Below are 18,077 nucleotides of genomic sequence, written 5' to 3'. Positions count from 1 at the left end.
CTGGTGCGTCCGATCTTTGAGAACTCAACAGCGTGCACTTGTCAAATGCCAATTTTTTCTCTGTCGGCCACGTTTGTGGTTGGTGGGGGTTTTTGGATCAATTCATGGATGTCAGTTTGATATTCGTTTTTGGTCATGGTTGAACTCGCTGGCTTTGGTCGTTTTTCCCGGCCGGGTTGGCATCATTTTTTTATGGAGAGTTTGATCCTGGCTCAGGATGAACGCTGGCGGCGTGCTTAACACATGCAAGTCGAACGGTGAAGCCAAGCTTGCTTGGTGGATCAGTGGCGAACGGGTGAGTAACACGTGAGCAACCTGCCCCAGTCTCTGGGATAAGCGCTGGAAACGGCGTCTAATACTGGATATGAATCACGATCGCATGGTCTGTGGTTGGAAAGATTTTTCGGTCTGGGATGGGCTCGCGGCCTATCAGCTTGTTGGTGAGGTAATGGCTTACCAAGGCGTCGACGGGTAGCCGGCCTGAGAGGGTGACCGGCCACACTGGGACTGAGACACGGCCCAGACTCCTACGGGAGGCAGCAGTGGGGAATATTGCACAATGGGCGGAAGCCTGATGCAGCAACGCCGCGTGAGGGATGACGGCCTTCGGGTTGTAAACCTCTTTTAGCAAGGAAGAAGCGAGAGTGACGGTACTTGCAGAAAAAGCGCCGGCTAACTACGTGCCAGCAGCCGCGGTAATACGTAGGGCGCAAGCGTTATCCGGAATTATTGGGCGTAAAGAGCTCGTAGGCGGTTTGTCGCGTCTGCTGTGAAATCCCGAGGCTCAACCTCGGGCCTGCAGTGGGTACGGGCAGACTAGAGTGCGGTAGGGGAGATTGGAATTCCTGGTGTAGCGGTGGAATGCGCAGATATCAGGAGGAACACCGATGGCGAAGGCAGATCTCTGGGCCGTAACTGACGCTGAGGAGCGAAAGGGTGGGGAGCAAACAGGCTTAGATACCCTGGTAGTCCACCCCGTAAACGTTGGGAACTAGTTGTGGGGTCCTTTCCACGGATTCCGTGACGCAGCTAACGCATTAAGTTCCCCGCCTGGGGAGTACGGCCGCAAGGCTAAAACTCAAAGGAATTGACGGGGACCCGCACAAGCGGCGGAGCATGCGGATTAATTCGATGCAACGCGAAGAACCTTACCAAGGCTTGACATACACGAGAACACCCTAGAAATAGGGGACTCTTTGGACACTCGTGAACAGGTGGTGCATGGTTGTCGTCAGCTCGTGTCGTGAGATGTTGGGTTAAGTCCCGCAACGAGCGCAACCCTCGTTCTATGTTGCCAGCACGTTATGGTGGGAACTCATGGGATACTGCCGGGGTCAACTCGGAGGAAGGTGGGGATGACGTCAAATCATCATGCCCCTTATGTCTTGGGCTTCACGCATGCTACAATGGCCGGTACAAAGGGCTGCAATACCGTGAGGTGGAGCGAATCCCAAAAAGCCGGTCCCAGTTCGGATTGAGGTCTGCAACTCGACCTCATGAAGTCGGAGTCGCTAGTAATCGCAGATCAGCAACGCTGCGGTGAATACGTTCCCGGGTCTTGTACACACCGCCCGTCAAGTCATGAAAGTCGGTAACACCTGAAGCCGGTGGCCTAACCCTTGTGGGGGGAGCCGTCGAAGGTGGGATCGGTAATTAGGACTAAGTCGTAACAAGGTAGCCGTACCGGAAGGTGCGGCTGGATCACCTCCTTTCTAAGGAGCACCTGGGTCTCTTTGGGGACTCTAGGACCCAGATCAGGACGAATGTTCCTGGTTGGGGCTCGTGGGTGGAACATTTGACATGGCATCAGCGCGACTGGTTCCCACTAGTACGCCGCATCCGTTGGGTGTGGTTGGAGGGTGGGGGGTGGTGAGCGGGGTGCCTGCACGCTGTTGGGTCCTGAGGGACCGGACGTCTCGTCCCCGTTTGGGGGTGGGGGTTTGACTCTCTGGGCTCCTGATCGCTGGTTGTGGCCGGTGGGTTGGGGGTGCCGCCCGTACTTTGAGAACTACACAGTGGACGCGAGCATCTTAAAGGGCTCATGCGTAAGCATGGGTTCGAAACGATAGACGATTCCTTTTGGAGTCGGCTCATGTGATTTCAAGTCTTTAAGAGCAAACGGTGGATGCCTTGGCATCTGGAGCCGAAGAAGGACGTAGCAATCTGCGATAAGCCTCGGGGAACTGATAAGCAAGTTTTGATCCGAGGGTGTCCGAATGGGGAAACCCCGCTGGGCGGCGTGCCGACCCAGTGACTCCCGCCTGAATATATAGGGCGGGTAGAGGGAACGTGGGGAAGTGAAACATCTCAGTACCCACAGGAAGAGAAAACAACCGTGATTCCGTGAGTAGTGGCGAGCGAAATCGGATGAGGCTAAACCGAGTACGTGTGATATCCGGCAGGAGTTGCGTATTCGGGGTTGTGGGACTTTCCGTATCATTCTGCCGAGTGGTGAACGTGATGCGTCGATATAGGTGAACGGTCTTGAAAGGCCGGCCAGAGTGGGTGCCAGCCCCGTAACTGAAATGTCGGACGCAGCGTGGAGAGTATCCCAAGTAGCACGGGGCCCGAGAAATCCCGTGTGAATCTGTCAGGACCACCTGATAAGCCTAAATACTCCCAGATGACCGATAGCGGACAAGTACCGTGAGGGAAAGGTGAAAAGTACCCCGGGAGGGGAGTGAAATAGTACCTGAAACCGTTTGCTTACAAACCGTTGGAGCACCCCTGGTAGGTGTGACAGCGTGCCTTTTGAAGAATGAGCCTGCGAGTTAGCGATATGTGGCGAGGTTAACCCGGGTGGGGTAGCCGTAGCGAAAGCGAGTCTGAAGAGGGCGATTTCAGTCGCATGTCCTAGACCCGAAGCGAAGTGATCTATCCATGGCCAGGCTGAAGCGACGGTAAGACGTCGTGGAGGGCCGAACCCACTTAGGTTGAAAACTGAGGGGATGAGCTGTGGATAGGGGTGAAAGGCCAATCAAACTTCGTGATAGCTGGTTCTCTCCGAAATGCATTTAGGTGCAGCGTTGCGTGTTTCTTGCCGGAGGTAGAGCTACTGGATGGCCGATGGGCCCTACCAGGTTACTGACGTCAGCCAAACTCCGAATGCCGGTAAGTGAGAGCGCAGCAGTGAGACTGTGGGGGATAAGCTTCATAGTCGAGAGGGAAACAACCCAGACCACCATCTAAGGTCCCTAAGCGCGTGCTAAGTGGGAAAGGATGTGGAGTTGCTTAGACAACCAGGAGGTTGGCTTAGAAGCAGCCACCCTTGAAAGAGTGCGTAATAGCTCACTGGTCAAGTGATTCCGCGCCGACAATGTAACGGGGCTCAAGCACGCCACCGAAGTTGTGGCATTGACATTATTGGTAGGCCTTCGTGGTCCAGCCGTGTTGATGGGTAGGAGAGCGTCGTGTGGCGAGTGAAGCGGCGGGGTGACCCAGCTGTGGACGCTACACGAGTGAGAATGCAGGCATGAGTAGCGAAAGACGTGTGAGAAACACGTCCTCCGAAAGACCAAGGGTTCCAGGGTCAAGCTAATCTTCCCTGGGTAAGTCGGGACCTAAGGCGAGGCCGACAGGCGTAGTCGATGGACAACGGGTTGATATTCCCGTACCGGCGAAGAACCGCCCCAATCAATCCAGTGATGCTAAGTGTCCGAACCTGTCCATCGTTGCCTTCGGGTGACACCGGGCGGGGGAGCACACGACCCTATGCTGGTGCGGTTAGCGTGTTAACAGGTGTGACGCAGGAAGGTAGCCCATCCCGGGCGATGGTTGTCCCGGGGCAAGTGCGTAGGCCGAGCTGTAGGCAAATCCGCAGCTCATGCAGGCTGAGACACGATGCGGATGAAAAGTGGGTGATCCTATGCTGCCGAGAAAAGCATCGACGCGAGGTTCTAGCCGCCCGTACCCCAAACCGACTCAGGTGGTCAGGTAGAGAATACCGAGGAGATCGAGAGAATCGTGGTTAAGGAACTCGGCAAAATGCCCCCGTAACTTCGGGAGAAGGGGGGCCATCCGCTTATACCACCTTGCGTGGAAAAGGGTGTGGTGGCCGCAGAGACTAGTGGGTAGCGACTGTTTACTAAAAACACAGGTCCGTGCCAAGTCGCAAGACGATGTATACGGACTGACGCCTGCCCGGTGCTGGAAGGTTAAGAGGACGGGTCAGCCGCAAGGCGAAGCTCAGAATTTAAGCCCCAGTAAACGGCGGTGGTAACTATAACCATCCTAAGGTAGCGAAATTCCTTGTCGGGTAAGTTCCGACCTGCACGAATGGCGTAACGACTTCCCAACTGTCTCAACCGCGAACTCGGCGAAATTGCATTACGAGTAAAGATGCTCGTTACGCGCAGCAGGACGGAAAGACCCCGTGACCTTTACTACAGCTTGGTATTGGTGTTCGGTGTGGCTTGTGTAGGATAGGTGGGAGACTGTGAAGCGGATACGCCAGTATTCGTGGAGTCGTTGTTGAAATACCACTCTGGTCACTCTGGATGTCTAACTTCGAACCGTGATCCGGTTCAGGGACAGTGCCTGGTGGGTAGTTTAACTGGGGCGGTTGCCTCCCAAAAAGTAACGGAGGCGCCCAAAGGTTCCCTCAACCTGGTTGGCAATCAGGTGGCGAGTGTAAGTGCACAAGGGAGCTTGACTGTGAGACTGACAGGTCGAGCAGGGACGAAAGTCGGGACTAGTGATCCGGCAGTGGCTTGTGGAAGCGCTGTCGCTCAACGGATAAAAGGTACCTCGGGGATAACAGGCTGATCTTGCCCAAGAGTCCATATCGACGGCATGGTTTGGCACCTCGATGTCGGCTCGTCGCATCCTGGGGCTGGAGTAGGTCCCAAGGGTTGGGCTGTTCGCCCATTAAAGCGGTACGCGAGCTGGGTTTAGAACGTCGTGAGACAGTTCGGTCCCTATCCGCTGCGCGCGTAGGAAGTTTGAGAGGATCTGACCCTAGTACGAGAGGACCGGGTTGGACGAACCTCTGGTGTGCCAGTTGTACTGCCAAGTGCACCGCTGGTTAGCTACGTTCGGGATGGATAACCGCTGAAAGCATCTAAGCGGGAAGCCGGCCTCAAGATGAGACTTCCATACCCTTTTGGGTGAGAGGCTCCCAGCCAGACTACTGGGTTGATAGGCCAGATGTGGAAGCACGGCAACGTGTGCAGCTGACTGGTACTAATAAGCCGATGACTTGATAATCACCCCCACCCGCGGGTGGGTAAGGGTGTTCGCGTCCACTGAGTGGTTCCCGATGTACGGTCGGGAACACAACAGAACAGAGTACTTTCACGTTGTGAAACCTGAAACATCGAAAGAGTTTCGGCGGCCATAGCGAGAGGGAAACGCCCGGTCCCATTCCGAACCCGGAAGCTAAGCCTCTCAGCGCCGATGGTACTGCAGGGGCGACCCTGTGGGAGAGTAGGACACCGCCGGACACCACGTAAACGGAATGGCCACCCAACGCAGGGTGGCCATTCCGCGTTAAGCCCCCGATCACGCTCGGTAGACTCGAAGGATGCCGACGCTCGATCTGTCTGTCTCGTCTGCCGATCTCACGCGCACCATCTGCGACATTCCGAGCGTCTCCGGCGAGGAGCAGTCGCTGGCCGATGCCATCTTCTCGGCGCTGGCCGACTGCGCGCACCTCGACCTCTACCGCGACGGTGACACCATCGTGGCGCGCACCCACTTGGGGCGCGCACAGCGCGCCGTGATCGCCGGCCACATCGACACGGTGCCGATCAACGGCAACGTGCCGACCCGAGACATCGAAGTCGAGGGTGCACCGTTCATCTGGGGCCGAGGCACCGTCGACATGAAGGCGGGCGTGGCCGTGCAGCTGAAGCTCGCCGCTGAGCTCACCGAACCTCGCGTCGACATCACATGGATGTGGTACGACCATGAGGAAGTCGACGCGGACCTCAACGGCCTCACCCGCCTGGCTCGCACGCGGCCGGACCTCTTCCAAGGGCATTTCGCCATTCTCGGAGAGCCCTCGAATGGGGAGGTCGAAGGCGGCTGTAACGGCAATCTCCGGGCCGTGGTACGCACCGAGGGCGTCCGGGCTCACAGCGCACGTGCGTGGATCGGTGAGAACGCGATCCACAAGGCCGCCCCCATCCTGGCCAGGCTCGCCGAGTACCGCCCCCGCGACGTCGCGGTCGAAGGCCTCGTCTACCGCGAGGGTCTCAATGCCGTCCGCATTCGCGGGGGCGTCGCCGGCAACATCATCCCCGACCTGTGCGAAGTCGAGGTCAACTATCGCTTCGCGCCGAGCCGCGATGTCGCCGAGGCGGAGCGCCATGTGCGCGACGTCTTCGCAGGCTTCGAGGTCGAGGTCGTCGACGCCGCCGCCGGCGCGCGCCCCGGCCTGGATGCCCCGCTCGCGCAGGAGTTCCTCCGTGCCGTGGGCGCCGAACCGCGCCCGAAGTACGGCTGGACGGATGTCGCGCGCTTCAGCGCGCTGGGCGTTCCGGCCGTCAACTACGGTCCCGGCGACCCCCACCTCGCGCACCACGACCAGGAGCGCGTCGCGGTCGCCCAGATCGAGGCGGTGGAGCAAGGCCTGCGCGCATGGCTGACCTTCGGCTGACATCCGCGAACGCCGCGTCACGGAGATCCGCCGGTCGTGCGGCCCTCCGCATCGCCGCGATCTACCTCGCCGCCCGCGTGATCACGACGTTCTTCCTCTTCGTCGCGGCGGAGCTCTCCGGGCCGGCGTCCCGCATGGGTGCCACCGCCGGCCTCGCCGACACAGTGATCGCCTGGGACGGCGCCTGGTACTGGCTCGTCGCGTTCTCGGGCTACCCCACAGAGCTGCCTCTCACCGACACCGGGCAGATCGCCGAGAACGCGTGGGCGTTCCTGCCTGTGTATCCGTACCTCTCGCAGGTGGTGTCCCTCCCGTTCGGGCAATGGGGCAGCGGAGCGCTGATCGTGTCGCTGGTCGCCGGCTACGGGGCATCCGTCGCGCTGTACCACCTGCTGCGCGCGCGCGTCGACGAATCGACGACGCTGTGGGCCGTCGCCTTCTTCGCGAGCGGGCCGCTCGCGGCGCTCTTCCAGATCGGCTACGCGGAGTCGCTGAACCTGCTGTGGCTGATATGCGCCCTCTGGTGCGTCATGCACCGCCGGTACGGATGGCTGTACGCGCTGATCCCGCTGATGGCCTTCACCCGGCCGGGCGCGCTCGCGTTCGCACTGTTCCTCGCTCTCTTCGGCGGCTGGCGCTGGCTTCGGCGCAGCCGGGAGCCCTTGAGGACCGCGGAGATCGTGCACATCGTCGTCCTGGGGCTGCTCGCCGCGGCGTGCGGGTTCGCCTGGCAGGTCATCGCGGGCTGGGTCACCGGCGATCCCGGCGCGTACCTGGCGACCGAGCTCGCCTGGCGGCGCAACTGGGTGCCCGGCGATGCGACGTTCGCCCCCTTCGAGCCGTTCCTGGCGGGCATCGAGTTCTGGTTCGGCACGATGTGGCATCTGCCGGTGGCGATGGGCTATGCGATTGCGGCGGCCGCCCTGATCCTCGTCGGCGCGGCACTGATCCTTCTTCCGGCGGTGCGACGGCTCGGGATGGAGATCCGCCTGTGGAGCGCGAGCTACCTGGTGTACCTGCTGCTGGTGTTCTTCCCCCAGTCGAGCATCTTCCGGCTCCTCGTGCCGCTGTCACCGCTGTGGGGAGCGGTCGCCGTTCCTCGCTCCCGGGTGTGGCGCGTGGCGGTGCTCGTCGCGTGCCTCGCCGGGCAGTGGTGGTGGATCTACAACATGTACGCGCTGGGGAATACGGCCTGGCAGGTGCCGTGAGTCACCCCTGGGGCTGCTCGGACGGGCGCTTTCCCCAAGGCGTGCCCGGCGTCGGTGCCCTCACGATAAACTTGAAACGCAGACCATCGATGAAAAGGAGCCGCAATGGCAGCCATGAAGCCGAGAACCGGAGACGGGCCGATGGAGGCCGTGAAGGAGGGCCGACTCATCATCGTGCGGGTGCCGCTCGAGGGAGGCGGTCGCCTCGTCGTCTCGGTGAACGACGCTGAGGCCAAGGAGCTCTATGACGTCCTGGGGGGCGTCGTCAACGCCGCGTAGATGCTTTGTTGCGACGACGGCCGGTCCTGCGGGGCCGGCCGTCGTCGTGTGCGGCTGGGTCAGCGCCCGGCCACGGTGGTCAGTTGCAGCAGCCCCTCGCCGGTGATGGAGAGCGCTCCGATGACGGCGGGGGAGGCCTGGGTCTCCTGGATGAGCGAGCGGTAGGCGGTCGTCACGGGGTCGCGTCGCACCGGATCGGCGACGGCGCCGCCCGCGAGCACCCGCGGGACGAGCACGGTGCCGCCGGTGCGCACCAGTCGCAGACCGTGCTCCACGTACTCGATCACGCCCTCCGGGTCCGCGTCGACGAGCACGATGTCGTACGACGCCTCGTTCATACGAGGGAGCACCTCGGATGCCCGGCCGGTGATGAATCTCGCACGCGCGGGCGGGATGCGAGCGTCTGCGAACGCCTGTCGTGCTGCACCGAGGTGTTCGGGCTCCTTGTCGATGGTGGTCAAGGTCGCGCGCGGCGAGCCGTGAAGCAGCCACAGCCCCGACACACCGGCGCCCGTACCGATCTCGACGATGTTGAGCGCCTGCGACGCCGCGGCGAGCACGGCGACCTGCGCCCCGAGGGCAGCGCTGAGCGGTGTAGCGCCCAGCTCCAGGGCGTGCGCCCGGGCACGCGCGATGTGCTCCGGTTCGGCCGTCGCCTCGTCGACGAACCGCTGGCTCGCGCTCTGCTCTCCCATCGCAGTCCTCCCGCCAGCCAGCCTACGCGGCCGCGCGGCGCTGCCCGCACAGGCGCGGCGGTAACCTGAAGTCATGATCTTCGGCCTCACGATCGAGAAGCTTCTGCTGATCGGACTTGTCGCCGCGCTCATCCTCGGACCGGAGCGCCTGCCGCGCTACGCCGAGTCCCTCGCCGGTCTCACCAAACGGGCGAGAGAGTGGGTGACGACGGCGAAGACGCGCGTGCGTGACGAGATGGGCGAAGACTTCGACGACGTGGACTGGCGCACGCTGGACCCCCGCCAGTACGACCCGCGGAGGATCATCCGCGAAGCACTCCTGGACGACGCGCCGGTGGCGCGCGTCCCCGCTCCCGCGCCGGCTGCACTGGCCGCACCGGCCCGCTCCTCGTACCGCGGCCCGGCGGACGGCCCTCCGCCGTACGACACGGAAGCCACCTGACACGTCAGCCTGCCCCACCGGCACCGGAGATCGGTCGCCGCTGCCCTGTCAGCGCGGACGGAACGGCAGGGAGCGGCCCGACAGCCCGCGCGGAGAGCGGGCGAGGACAGCGGCGAGGTCGGCGATGGCCCGCGCCGCCGGATCGTCGGGGTGAGCGATGACACCGGGGATGCCGGCATCCGCGTCCGCACGCAGGAGCGGGCTGAGTGGCACCGACGCCAGCAGCGGCACCTCGGCGTGCTCGTGCGACAGGGCCTCGGCCACTGCGGCGCCCCCGCCGGCTCCGAAGACGTCGATGGTCGTTCCGTCGGGCAGCGTCATCGCGGCCATGTTCTCCACCACGCCGATCACGCGCTGCCCGGTCTGTCGCGCGACCAGGCCGCTGCGGACGGCGACGTCCGACGCGGCGGTCTGCGGCGTGGTCACGACCAGCACCTCGGCGTGGGGGAGCAGCTGACCGACCGAGATCGCGACGTCCCCCGTTCCCGGCGGCATGTCCAGCAGCAGCACGTCCAGGTCGCCGAAGTACACGTCGGTGAGGAACTGCTGCACCGTCCGGTGGAGCATGGGGCCGCGCCACGCGACCGCACCTACGGGGCCGTCGCCGGCGCTGCGCTGCAGGAACATCCCGATCGAGATCACCTTCACCCCGTGCGCCACGGGCGGCAGCATGAGCTCGTCGACGCGCGTCGGCTGCGGCACGGTGCCGTCCGGCCGGACGAGCCCCAACTGTCCGGGGATCGAGAAGCCGTGCACGTCGGCGTCGACGAGGCCGACGGCCAGGCCCCGCGCAGCCAGCGAGGCGGCCAGGTTCGCGGTCACCGTCGACTTTCCCACGCCGCCCTTGCCGCTGGTCACGGCGATCACCCGCGTGAGGCTGTCGGGTCCGAACGGCATCTCCCTGCCACGGCCGCCCCGCAGCCGTTCGGTGAGTGCGCGACGTTCGTCCGGGGTCATCACTCCGACCTCGAGGTCGATGTGGGCGATGCCGGGAACGGATGCCGCGGCCGCCCGCACGTCGGCGGCGATGCGGTCGGCGGCGGGGCATCCCACGATCGTCAGCGCGATCTCCACATGCGCGGTGCCGCCGTCGACCGAGACCGCGCGCACCATGTCGAGCTCACCGATCGGGCGTCGCAGCTCCGGATCGGCGACCGCGCCCACCGCCGCCCGGACCGCGTCGGTGACCGGGGGACCACCCGGGGTGTCGTCTGCCGCTTCGCCCGGGTGCGGAGAGCGCGCGGGGACGATCATCGCGCGGCGCCGTCCTCGAGCTCGGAATTGGTGTCGAGCTTGTCCAGCAGCGCGCGCAGCTCGGTGCGCAGCACGTCGCGCGTCATCACCTGGTCGGCGAAGTCGTTCACGGCCATCCGTAGGGCCACCACCTCACGGGCGAGGTACTCGGTGTCGGCGAGGTTGCGCTCGGCCCGCTGGCGGTCCTGCTCGATCTGCACGCGGTCGCGGTCGTCCTGACGGTTCTGTGCCAACAGGATGAGGGGCGCAGCGTACGACGCCTGGAGCGAGAGGATGAGTGTCAGCAGCGTGAAGTTCGTCGCGGCCGGGTCGAACTGCAGCTGCGGGGGCATGAAGATGTTCCAGCACAGCCACACGGCGACGAAGATCGTCATGCCGATGAGGAACCCGGAAGTACCCATCGCCCGTGCGAAGGCCTCCGAGAACCGGCCGAAACGATCGCTGGACTGCTGCGGCGTGCGCTGCAGCATCCCCGAGCGGCCGCGGGGGGCGTCCAGCGACGGCTGACGTGTCGAGCGTGCCATCAGCGCCTCCTCCCTGCGCCGGGAGCCTTGCCGATGGTCAGCGTGCTCGCGGTGTGGGTCGGGAGGGATGCCGGGCGATCAGCCTCCTCGGCATCCTGCGATCTCCAGTCCTCGGGAAGGAGATAGTCCAGCACGTCGTCGACGCTGACCGCCCCGACGAGGCGGTGCGCCGGGTCGACGACCGGGAGCGACACGAGGTTGTACGACGCGAGGAGGCGGGCGACCTCGGCGGCCGAAGCAGTCGCGGGAACCGGGTCCAGAGTGTCGTCGATGATGGCGCCCAGCCGCTCGTGCGGCGGGTAGCGCAGCATTCGCTGGAAATGCACCGTGCCCAGCAGCCGCCCCGTCGGCGTCTCGTAGGGGGGAAGGGTGACGAACACCGCTGCGGCCAGGGCGGGGTGCAGCTCGTGACGGCGGATCAGCGCGAGTGCCTCGGCGATCGTGGCGTCCGCGGAGAGCACGATGGGCTCGCTGGTCATGAGACCGCCGGCGGTGTCGGGCCCGTACTTCAGCAGCGCCCGGACGTCCTCCGCCTCCTCGGGCTCCATGAGATCGAGCAGCTCCTCGCGCTGCTCCTCGGGCAGCTGCCCGAGCACGTCCGCCGCATCGTCCGGCTCCATCGCGTCCAGGATGTCGGCGGCGCGCTCATCGTCCAGGGCCTCGAGGATGTGCACCTGCTCGTCCTCGGGCATCTCTTCCAGCGCGTCGGCGAGGCGGTCGTCGGGAAGCTCCTCGACCACCTCCAGCAGGCGGTCCTCGGGAAGATCGAGCAGCGTGTTCGCGAGGTCGGCCGGACGCAGTTCCGAGTACGTGGCGACCAGCTGCTCGGCGGACTGCGCCTCGCCGGGGCTCTGACGCTCCCGGACGGCGTCCCAGTTCGCGAAGGTGGTCGGGCCCTTCGCGAACGGCGATGCGCTCGTCTTGGGCTTGCGCAGGAAGAGCTGACCGACATCCCATTCGCCGAGGCGGTTGCGCTCGATCGCCACGTCCTCGATGACGGCGGTGCCGGATCCGTCGGCGAAATACACCTTGCGGCCGAGCATCTCGGCCATCACGCGGACCTCGCCGCCGCGCTGCTGGAACCGCCGCACATTGATGAGACCGGTGGTGATGACCTGACCCGTGGCGATCGAGGTGACACGGCCGATCGACACGAAGACGTGCCGTCGACCGGGGATCTCGACGACGAGACCGATGACACGCGGCGGATCGTCTTTGCGGTAGATGACGACGACGTCGCGGACCTTGCCGAGACGGTCGCCGGCGGGGTCGAAGACCGAGCACCCGGACAGGCGCGCGACGAAAACCCTCTGCGTGCTCACACGTCCCAGCGTAGTCCGCGTGCCATGGGAGGATGGGGAGATGACCATGATGGGAGGGCGCTCCCCGCAGGGCTCGGACGCGGTCGGTCAGACGGTGGCGAGCTTCCCCACGTACGAGGCGGCGCAGAAGGCGGTGTCATCCCTGATCGCCGCGGACGTCCCCGCCCGCGACATCGCCATCGTCGGGCAGGGTCTCCGCTCGATCGAGCGGGTCACCGGGCGGCTCGGCTACGCATCGGCCGCCCGATCAGGGGCGGTGAACGGCCTGCTGCTGGGCCTGCTGTTCTCGGCGATCCTGGTGATCGGGTCGCCGTCCGTGCCGATCCAGGCGTTCGTGGGGGTGCTGTTCGTGGGCATCGCGATCGGAATGCTCATGAGCATCGTCGCGTACTCGTTCGTGCGCCGTCGCCGCGACTACGCCTCGGTCATGCAGGTCGTCGCCGACCATTACGAGGTCACGGTGACCGACAACAGCCTCGGTCGTGCCCGGCAGATCCTGGGCCCGCAAGCGGCGTCGGCCCCTCCGCCGCCGGTCCGGCCGGCCGAGCAGGTCCCGGACGACCTGAGTGAGCCGCCGAAGTACGGCGAGCGGCTGGCGCCGGCATCCGACCCGGCGCCGGCATCCGACTCGGTGCCGGGTACGTCGCCCGAGCCCGATGGGACGGCGCCGTCGGGTCCGGCAGGTGCGGCATCGCCCGACACGCCAGCCGATCACGGGCAAGTCCCGCACTCCGAGCCGTCTTCGCCGTCCGCCGGTCCGCGGGAGAACGCCGGGACCGACGACGGCGACCGCCCGTGACGCTCGCCGCCTCGTCCTCGCGGATCACCGTGGCCCTGCCCGGCGGAAAGGCAGATGTCTCGGCGGAGCTGATCGCGCCGTCCTCGCCATGGGCCTTCGCCGCCATCGCGCACGGCGCGGGCGCAGGGTTCCGGCATCCGTTCCTCCTCGGTTTCGCCGACGCGCTGTCGCGCGAGGGCGTCGCCGCGCTGCGATTCAACTTCCCGTACGTCGAGGCCGGCAGACGGATGCCGGGACCCGCGGCTCATGCGGTCGCCACCTGGCGAGCTGTGCACGACGAGCTCTCGCGCGCGGCCGCCGGCGCGCCGGTGTTCGCCATCGGGAAGTCCTACGGCGGCCGCATGGCTTCGATGGCGGCCGCCGAACACGCCATCGATCCGCACGGCCTCGTCTACCTCGGCTACCCGCTGCATCCGCCGGGTCGTCCCGACAAGGCCCGCGTCTCCCATCTGCCCGACGTGCCGCAGCCCCAGCTGTTCGTGACCGGCACCAACGACCCCTTCTCCGAACCGCACGGGCAGCTCGAAGACGCGGTCGCGTCGTGCCGCACCGCCGAGATCGCATGGATCCCGGGCGGCGGGCACTCCTTCGAGGTCAAGGGAACGAGGCGGGCGCCTGCCGAGGTCGGTGCCGAGCTGGCGCCGCTCGTGGCGGAATGGCTTCGCCGGGGTCAGCCCGCGGGCGGCCCGACGTAGCGTCCGCGCGGCCGCAGCCGCATCGGCCGCTCGTCGTACTCCTCGATCGCGTGGCCGATCCAGCCGCCGATGCGCCCGATCGCGAAGATCACCGCGCCGGCGTCGTCGGGCATGCCCGACCATAGCGTGAGCGCTCCGAGGGCGAGATCGAGGTTCGGGCGAATCCCGGCACGCCGGGCCACCTCGTCACTGACCGCATCGGCCGCCGCGATGATGTCGGCGCCCGCCGGCGCCTCTCGGAGCATGTCGAGGAGCACCCGGGCTCGCATGTCACCGCCCGCGTACATCGACTGGCCGAATCCCGGGATGCCGCGACCGCCGTCCCGGATCGCGCGGGCCATCGCGGCAGCGGGCGAGTCGCCGGCGACGACCGTGCGGAGCATGGCGGCGGCCGCCCGGCTGGCCGTCCCGTGCAGCGGCGCGTCGAAGGCGCCGAGGGCGGCGGAGACGACGGCGTATCCGGACGCCCTGGCCGAGGCGGCCACGCGCGCCGCGAGCGTGGAGACGGCCAGATCGTGGTCGACGGTGAGGACGAGGGCGGCGTCGAGCAGTCGCACCCCGTCCGGGTGGTGCTGCGACGTCAGAGCGTGCCACAGGTTCTCGGCGACGCCGCGCGGGTCGCGGTCGGTCAGCGCCGCGGGCAGCCCCGTCACCAGGCGTGAGCCGATGCGGGGAAGCTGGGTGGGCGACGGGTCGTGGCGGAGCGGGTCGGTGGCCGCCAGCGCCGTGATGCCGACGGCGAGGCGGTCCAGGAGATCGGCCGACGGGCCGAGGGCGGTCATCGCGGCCCGGGCGACGCGCACGTCGCCCGGGTCGCAGGCGGCGACGGTCCGGACGTCCCAGAGCCACGAGAGGACCTCCTCGAAGCTGTGCTCGCGCGCGAGGCGCGCGACCGGCCGCTCACGATAGTAGAGCTCGTCGTCGTCGACGTGCGCGAGGGAGGTGTCCAGCACCATCAGCGGTGTTCCCACCGGCCCCCGCGACGGCGCGTCGGGCTGCCGGCGACGCCGACGCGCGAACGCCTCGACCTCGAGAGGGTCGAACCACGAGCCCGCCGCGTCGCGTTCGCGCGTGAGGAGTCCCCGCGACACATACGCGTAGAGGGACTCGGGCTTGACGCCCAGACGCGCGGCCGCCTGCACCGCCGTCAAGCGAGGAAGGTCGGCCGCCATGTTGATCCGATCAAGATTGACGAATCTCACATCAAGATTCACGCTGAGTGTAGCGGGCGCATCGGACAAGCAGGCGACACGAGGCCCGTTGACCATCGCGCCCGTGTCGGTGAAGGGAGACACCATGATGACAACGGCCTCGACCGCCGTGCCCACTGCCGCCCGAGGACTTGCCGGTGTGGTGGTCGCCGATACCGCCGTCAGCGACGTCCGCGGCGCGGAAGGCTTCTACCAGTACCGCGATCGCTCGGCGATAGAGCTGGCCGAGACGGTGTCGTTCGAGGACGCATGGCAGCTGCTGGTGACCGGAGAGCCGGCGACGGATGCCTCACGACCGCCGTTCCGACGACGGCTGCAGCACGCCGCCGAGGGGCGGCGATCCGACATCGATGCCGTCGTCGACGCGGTCGCTCGGGTCACGCCCGAGGTGCTGCCCGGCCTGGCCGCGGCGTGGCCGCTGCTCGGTGCGCGGCTCGCCCTGCGCCCCCTCTACGACCTCGACGACGAGCAGCGGCTCGACGACGCCATCACCCTCGCGGCCGCCACGCCGGCGCTCGTGGGCGCGCTGTGGCGGTGCGCTCGCGGTGAGCGACCGCTGCCACTGCTGACAGACCGGGGCGTCGTCGCCTGCTACCTCCATCAGGTGACCGGCATCGTCCCCGACGACGACACGGAACGCGCCCTGACGGCGTACCTCATCGCGGTGATGGACCACGGTTTCAATGCCTCGACCTTCACGGCGCGTGTGATCGCTTCGACGGGGGCGGACGCCGCGTCCTGTCTGGCCGGCGCGCTCGGGGCGCTGACCGGTCCGCTGCACGGGGGCGCGCCCTCGCGTGCGCTGGATGGTCTCGACGCCGTCGGCACGGCGGACCGGGTGGAACCGTGGATTCGCGAGGAGCTGGCGGCGGGGCGGCGGCTGATGGGCTTCGGCCACGCGGTGTACCGGACGGCCGACCCGCGCGCCGAGCTGCTGAAGCGGGTCGCCCTGCGTCGCGGGGGAGCACGCGTCCAGTTGGCGCTGCGGTTCGAGGAGACCGCCGAGCGCCTGCTCGCCGAAGCGAAGCCGGGGCGCGACCTGCACGCGAATGTGGAATTCTGGGCGGCGCTGGTGATGGAGCAGTGCGGGCTGCCGCGGTCGATGTTCACGCCGACGTTCGCGATCGCCCGCACGATCGGCTGGACCGCCCATATCCTCGAGCAGGCACGGGATCCCAAGATCATCAGGCCGTCCGCGCGCTACGTCGGGCCGTCGGTCCGGACCGTCGCGGCGTGACCGCTGTACGCCCCAGCCCGCCGGTCAGCGGCCCGCGGCGTATCCCTGCATTCCTCGAGGGTTCGCCGCGCCCCACAGCACGCCGGTCGCAGCATCCTTCCCGACCGCCGAGACCCGTCCCAGCGCCCAGTCGCCGGCGCGGGTGACGGCGTGACCGCGACGCTCGAGTCCGGAGATGACGGCGTCGCCGAGACGGTCCTCGACGACCGCCCCCGCCGGGGTCCAGGTGCGAGGCCAGAACGACTCCGGCATCGCGGTGGTGTGCAGTGCGGGCGCATCGATCGCCTGCTGCGGCGAGTAGCCGCCCACGATGATCCGCAGCAGCGCCAGCAACTGCCACTGGTCCTGCTGGTCGCCGCCCGGCGACCCGATCGCGAACTCGGGCATGCCGTCGCGGAGCACCAGGGTCGGGGTGAGGGTGGTGCGCGGGCGCCGGCCCGGTACCAGCGACGATGGCCGGCCGGGCTCGAGCCACGTCATCTGCAGTCGCGTGCCGAGGCAGAAGCCCAGGGCGGGGATCGCCGGTGAGGATTGCAGCCACCCGCCCGACGGGGTGGCCGAGACGATGTTGCCCCATCGGTCGATCACATCGAGGTGGCACGTGTCGCCCCGGGTCTCGCCGTTCTTGGCGACGGTCGGCTCGCCGGTGGCCACGGACTGCGCGCTGTAGACAGTCCGCAACGGCGGCAGCAACGGCGCCCGACCGCCGGGAGATCCCGGGCGGAACTCGCGTGACGCCGTCTCGGCGATGAGGGACCGGCGCTGCTCGAGATAGTCCGGCGACAGCAGCGACTCGAGGTCGACGTCGTCGTCGCCGAACCAGCCGTCTCGATCTGCGAGCGCGAGCTTCTGCGCCTCGAGGATCGTGTGGGCACCGGCTTCCTGCGACGGGTCGAGGAGTTCGTCGGCGAGGGGCTCGAGCAGGCCGAGCGTCTGCAGGAGGGCCGGACCTTGCGTCCAGGCGCCCGCCTTCGCGATCGTCCGCCCGCGGAACTCGCGCGTCAGCGCCGGCTCGTAGCCGGCGTCGAACGAGGCGAAGTCGTCGGGTGCGATCACGGCGCGGTGCGAGCCGCCGTGCGAGTGGCGGTGGGGTTCGGCGAGGAAGGCGGACGCCTCGTGCGCCACCGCGCCCGTCTTCCACTCCCGCCGCGCGGCGTCGATGCGCGCCGCGCGCCCGACCGGCCCGTCGTCGCGCACCGTGCAGGAGGCGTGGACGAGGGAGTCCAGCACGTCGGCGTAGGCGGGGTTGCGCATCAGCGTGCCGGCCGGCGGGGGAGCGCCCTCGGGCATCCACAGTGCCGCCGAACTCGTCCACTCGTCGCGGAAGAGCTCCGCCACGCGCGCGATCGTCACCGCCGCGCCGGCGACGAGCGGGTGCCCGTCGCGCGCGTAGCCGATCGCGTACGCCAGCACGTCGGTCAGCTCCCATGTGCCGTGATCGCGCAGCAGCAGGAGCCACGCGTCGACCGCGCCCGGTACGGCGGCGGCGAGCCCTCCGGCGCCGGGAACCAGATCCAGGCCCTCGCCGCGGTAGTGCTCGATGGTCGCGCCGGCCGGTGCGGGTCCCTGCCCCATGAGGACGGTCGGGGTGGCGGCGTCGGCGGTCTGGAAGATCCCCACGAGGTCGCCGCCGGGACCGTTGAGATGCGGCTCGACGATGTGCAGCACGAACGCCGCCGCCACGGCGGCGTCGAACGCGTTGCCCCCGCGCTCGAGAACCGCCTGGGCGGTCGCGGTCGCGGTCCAGTGCGTGGATGCGGACATGCCGAACGTGCCCGTCAGGGTCGGACGCGTCGTGAACGACGGGGGAGGC

The 18,077-nt window shown here is 66.9% G+C and carries 13 protein-coding genes and 3 rRNA genes; 10 read left to right on the top strand and 6 right to left on the bottom strand.

The window, feature by feature from the left end:
• Window positions 1-189: 189 nt before the first annotated feature.
• From C9992_RS04430 to C9992_RS04405, 6 genes are all read left to right on the top strand, one after another.
• A 16S ribosomal RNA gene (locus tag C9992_RS04430) occupies window positions 190-1,712 on the top strand.
• 386 nt (window positions 1,713-2,098) lie between these two features.
• A 23S ribosomal RNA gene (locus C9992_RS04425) occupies window positions 2,099-5,205 on the top strand.
• Between the two features lie 119 nt (window positions 5,206-5,324).
• A 5S ribosomal RNA gene (gene rrf, locus C9992_RS04420) occupies window positions 5,325-5,441 on the top strand.
• Together the 16S, 23S and 5S rRNA genes form the textbook arrangement of a ribosomal RNA operon.
• A gap of 80 nt (window positions 5,442-5,521) precedes the next feature.
• Entirely contained in the window at window positions 5,522-6,598 is a 1,077-nt protein-coding gene (dapE, locus tag C9992_RS04415) for a succinyl-diaminopimelate desuccinylase (RefSeq protein ID WP_106814318.1), read from the top strand.
• A complete protein-coding gene (locus tag C9992_RS04410; RefSeq protein ID WP_106814317.1) occupies window positions 6,580-7,806 on the top strand; it encodes a hypothetical protein in 1,227 nt (408 codons plus the stop codon). Before dapE ends, C9992_RS04410 begins: the two co-directional genes overlap by 19 nt.
• A 105-nt stretch (window positions 7,807-7,911) precedes the next feature.
• Window positions 7,912-8,085 (top strand): DUF3117 domain-containing protein, encoded by a 174-nt coding sequence (locus C9992_RS04405; protein WP_019179788.1) that lies wholly within the window; start codon window positions 7,912-7,914, stop codon window positions 8,083-8,085.
• A gap of 59 nt (window positions 8,086-8,144) precedes the next feature.
• Here the strand turns inward: C9992_RS04405 and C9992_RS04400 are convergent, their stop codons facing one another.
• Window positions 8,145-8,780 (bottom strand): O-methyltransferase, encoded by a 636-nt coding sequence (locus tag C9992_RS04400; protein ID WP_106814316.1) that lies wholly within the window; start codon window positions 8,778-8,780, stop codon window positions 8,145-8,147.
• 73 nt (window positions 8,781-8,853) lie between these two features.
• Here C9992_RS04400 and C9992_RS04395 point away from each other — a divergent pair, with 73 nt between their 5' ends.
• Window positions 8,854-9,222 carry a Sec-independent protein translocase family protein gene (locus C9992_RS04395; RefSeq protein WP_106814315.1) on the top strand — a complete coding sequence of 123 codons (369 nt, stop codon included), beginning with the start codon at window positions 8,854-8,856 and terminating at the stop codon, window positions 9,220-9,222.
• Window positions 9,223-9,270: 48 nt separating this feature from the next.
• Here C9992_RS04395 and C9992_RS04390 read toward each other — a convergent pair whose 3' ends face one another.
• From C9992_RS04390 to C9992_RS04380, 3 genes are read right to left on the bottom strand one after another with little or no spacing between them, the layout of a single operon-like run.
• Window positions 9,271-10,476 carry an Mrp/NBP35 family ATP-binding protein gene (locus tag C9992_RS04390; RefSeq protein ID WP_106814314.1) on the bottom strand — a complete coding sequence of 402 codons (1,206 nt, stop codon included), beginning with the start codon at window positions 10,474-10,476 and terminating at the stop codon, window positions 9,271-9,273.
• A complete protein-coding gene (locus C9992_RS04385; RefSeq protein ID WP_106814313.1) occupies window positions 10,473-11,000 on the bottom strand; it encodes a DUF1003 domain-containing protein in 528 nt (175 codons plus the stop codon). The genes C9992_RS04390 and C9992_RS04385 overlap by 4 nt, the downstream gene beginning before the upstream one ends.
• On the bottom strand, window positions 11,000-12,322 hold the full coding sequence (locus C9992_RS04380) for a magnesium transporter MgtE N-terminal domain-containing protein (protein WP_106814312.1): 1,323 nt from the start codon (window positions 12,320-12,322) through the stop codon (window positions 11,000-11,002). Before C9992_RS04380 ends, C9992_RS04385 begins: the two co-directional genes overlap by 1 nt.
• 40 nt (window positions 12,323-12,362) lie before the next feature.
• Between C9992_RS04380 and C9992_RS18315 the strand changes: the two genes are divergently transcribed.
• On the top strand, window positions 12,363-13,121 hold the full coding sequence (locus C9992_RS18315) for a general stress protein (protein WP_235007979.1): 759 nt from the start codon (window positions 12,363-12,365) through the stop codon (window positions 13,119-13,121).
• Entirely contained in the window at window positions 13,118-13,816 is a 699-nt protein-coding gene (locus tag C9992_RS04370; protein WP_235007977.1) for an alpha/beta hydrolase family protein, read from the top strand. Before C9992_RS18315 ends, C9992_RS04370 begins: the two co-directional genes overlap by 4 nt.
• On the opposite strand, the gene C9992_RS04365 is transcribed toward C9992_RS04370, so the two are convergent.
• Window positions 13,792-15,018 (bottom strand): citrate/2-methylcitrate synthase, encoded by a 1,227-nt coding sequence (locus C9992_RS04365; protein WP_235007975.1) that lies wholly within the window; start codon window positions 15,016-15,018, stop codon window positions 13,792-13,794. The two genes, C9992_RS04370 and C9992_RS04365, sit on opposite strands and share 25 nt — an antisense overlap.
• A 94-nt stretch (window positions 15,019-15,112) precedes the next feature.
• Between C9992_RS04365 and C9992_RS04360 the strand changes: the two genes are divergently transcribed.
• Complete coding sequence (locus C9992_RS04360; protein WP_327316830.1) at window positions 15,113-16,264, top strand: citrate/2-methylcitrate synthase; 1,152 nt, start codon at window positions 15,113-15,115, stop codon at window positions 16,262-16,264.
• A 24-nt stretch (window positions 16,265-16,288) separates the two neighbouring features.
• Here the strand turns inward: C9992_RS04360 and C9992_RS04355 are convergent, their stop codons facing one another.
• Window positions 16,289-18,028, bottom strand: a complete 1,740-nt coding sequence (locus tag C9992_RS04355) for a gamma-glutamyltransferase family protein (protein WP_106814636.1) — start codon at window positions 18,026-18,028, stop codon at window positions 16,289-16,291.
• Window positions 18,029-18,077 lie beyond the last annotated feature (49 nt).

It is taken from the genome of Microbacterium timonense (genome assembly GCF_900292075.1).
GTDB lineage: Bacteria > Actinomycetota > Actinomycetes > Actinomycetales > Microbacteriaceae > Microbacterium > Microbacterium timonense.
This window is presented reverse-complemented; position numbering and strand designations above follow the sequence as displayed.

Bases quoted from the DNA above. Each gene is read 5' to 3' on its own strand.
- dapE (WP_106814318.1), top strand. From the start codon at position 5,522: ATGCCGACGCTCGATCTGTCTGTCTCGTCTGCCGATCTCACGCGCACC.
- C9992_RS04405 (WP_019179788.1), top strand. From the start codon at position 7,912: ATGGCAGCCATGAAGCCGAGAACCGGAGACGGGCCGATGGAGGCCGTG.
- C9992_RS18315 (WP_235007979.1), top strand. From the start codon at position 12,363: ATGACCATGATGGGAGGGCGCTCCCCGCAGGGCTCGGACGCGGTCGGT.
- C9992_RS04410 (WP_106814317.1), top strand. From the start codon at position 6,580: ATGGCTGACCTTCGGCTGACATCCGCGAACGCCGCGTCACGGAGATCC.
- C9992_RS04355 (WP_106814636.1), bottom strand. From the start codon at position 18,028: ATGTCCGCATCCACGCACTGGACCGCGACCGCGACCGCCCAGGCGGTT.
- C9992_RS04360 (WP_327316830.1), top strand. From the start codon at position 15,113: ATGATGACAACGGCCTCGACCGCCGTGCCCACTGCCGCCCGAGGACTT.
- C9992_RS04395 (WP_106814315.1), top strand. From the start codon at position 8,854: ATGATCTTCGGCCTCACGATCGAGAAGCTTCTGCTGATCGGACTTGTC.
- C9992_RS04390 (WP_106814314.1), bottom strand. From the start codon at position 10,476: ATGATCGTCCCCGCGCGCTCTCCGCACCCGGGCGAAGCGGCAGACGAC.
- C9992_RS04385 (WP_106814313.1), bottom strand. From the start codon at position 11,000: ATGGCACGCTCGACACGTCAGCCGTCGCTGGACGCCCCCCGCGGCCGC.
- C9992_RS04400 (WP_106814316.1), bottom strand. From the start codon at position 8,780: ATGGGAGAGCAGAGCGCGAGCCAGCGGTTCGTCGACGAGGCGACGGCC.